A 1,476-nucleotide genomic window follows, 5' to 3' on the forward strand; every position below is an offset into this window, starting at 1 on the left:
CGGCAAAATCCTAGGCAACTTATTGTTGCTCAGGAACTTATAAATAAAGTTAAATTATAGTGTTGCGGAATTAAGGTTTTAATTGCAATTTTATGGTCACTTATTTTGATACATGTGAGATTCTTGAAATGCTGTCTGAAGCATCTGTAAAGGTGTTTCTGGACGGCGGTTGGGGTGTCGATGCACTTATAGGCAGAGAAACAAGAATACATAACGACATCGATCTGTTCGTAGAGAAGAAAGACTATGGTAAGGCCATATCCGTGATTACCTGGAAGGGATACAGAGAAGTTGTAATGGACTATACGACCGATAGCCATACTGTCTGGAAAGATGACAACGGAAGAATAATCGATCTGCATTGTTTCGAATATGTCGAAGATGGAATTCTATATGACGGATACACTTTCCCAAGCGAAACTTTCTCAGGTAAAGGAAATATCGGGAATATTGAGGTAACATGCATAAACCCGGAGGCACAGGTACAGTTCCATCTTGGATATGAATACGATGAAAATGATGTCCACGACGTCCTGTTATTATGCAGAACTTTCAATCTTGAGATACCGGAGCAATATAAAACTCACATCTGATTCAATATGCTATGATTACTGATAGTTATGATATTGAAACTGAACCAATGATCAATCTGTTTGATTTCTACGGCAGACGTGGAGATTTTGCAGATATATGCCTGATAATATTCTCGAAGGAGATTCATCGGCATTTACTTGATTCCTACGAATCTGAAATTATTGCAACTATGCCGGCTTGCAATGGCGATACGCATATCTATAAAACAACTTATAAAGGAGTTACGATAACTTTCTACCTGTCAGGAATAGGTTCAGCAGTAGCATCCTCTCAATGTCATCTTGCAAGCTGGCTAACTGGAGCATCAAAGTTCATTATGTTCGGTTCCTGTGGCAGTCTTGACCGTACAACCACACAAGGTAGATTTATCATACCGACACAAAGTTACAGAGGGGACGGGTGTTCATATTATTTTGCAGCACCATCCGACTATATTGATATAGCCGCAAGCAAGGAACTTTCCATAATTTTCGACAAATTATCTGTACCATATATTACAGGTAAAATATGGACGACAGATTCGATGATCAGAGAAACAAAAGGACTTGTACGCAAACGAAAGGAAGAAGGGTGCATCGCAGTAGAAATGGAATTGGCTGGAGTTCAATCTGTGTGCGACTTCTACAATTTGAAGTTGTATGCTTTTTTTGAAACAGGTGACATTTTGGATACAAATGGATATGAAGCCAAAGGCTTGAACAATGCCAACCATAGTTTAAACAAACTTTATATTGCTTTAGAAACGGCAACCTACATCTGAAGTATATCAGAATTGTAAATTCCCATTTAGCGGACTATATAAAAAGTATTCCATAACCATCTATACGTGGTTTACGGAATGCTTACTTTATAACAATTAGGTTTACACTCGTTTATTTTGAC

Annotated in this window: 2 protein-coding genes; both read left to right on the top strand. The window is 38.1% G+C overall.

Going from position 1 to position 1,476, the window contains the following annotated elements:
* The first annotated feature begins 92 nt into the window (after positions 1-92).
* Positions 93-593 (top strand): nucleotidyltransferase domain-containing protein, encoded by a 501-nt coding sequence (locus ACQRBJ_RS15970; RefSeq protein ID WP_044065270.1) that lies wholly within the window; start codon positions 93-95, stop codon positions 591-593.
* Between the two features lie 11 nt (positions 594-604).
* A complete protein-coding gene (locus ACQRBJ_RS15975; protein WP_042520252.1) occupies positions 605-1,354 on the top strand; it encodes a nucleoside phosphorylase in 750 nt (249 codons plus the stop codon).
* Positions 1,355-1,476: the final 122 nt, after the last annotated feature.

It is taken from the genome of Prevotella sp. SGI.167 (genome assembly GCF_050313615.1).
Lineage (GTDB): Bacteria > Bacteroidota > Bacteroidia > Bacteroidales > Bacteroidaceae > Prevotella.